This window comes from Candidatus Thiosymbion oneisti, assembly GCF_900092655.1.
Taxonomy (GTDB): domain Bacteria; phylum Pseudomonadota; class Gammaproteobacteria; order Chromatiales; family Chromatiaceae; genus Thiosymbion; species Thiosymbion oneisti.
Map to the genome: position 1 here is coordinate 1 of NZ_FLUY01000608.1, position 327 is coordinate 327.

1 protein-coding gene is annotated in these 327 nt (G+C 65.4%); it reads left to right on the top strand.

The annotated features are described in order from the left end of the window. A partial coding sequence (locus tag BQ17_RS21570; RefSeq protein ID WP_369406461.1) for a transposase occupies positions 1–327 on the top strand: 327 nt, incomplete at both ends.

The window sequence follows — 327 nt, forward strand, 5'->3', positions numbered from 1 at the left end:
TTCATGGCAAGAGTTACAAACAAGGCCAAGCCCGTAGCCAGGCCGCCCTCCTGCCGCCACGGGTCGAAGCTTATGTCCGCGAGACCAATCGGGTGCGGGCGATCGACGCCGCTGTCGATACGCTCGACCTGCCGGCATTGGGCTTTGCCAATGCCGGCGGTGAACTCGCCCCGGGGCAACTGGCGTTCGATCCAGCCGCGCTGCTTAAGCGCGCGCTCTACGGGTACCTCAACCGCGTGCACAGCTCCCGACTGATCTGGTTACTGGAGGGACTGGTCCCGTGTTCTCGGACCATCGCCGAGTTTCGCCGGGTGAACGCGCGCGGCG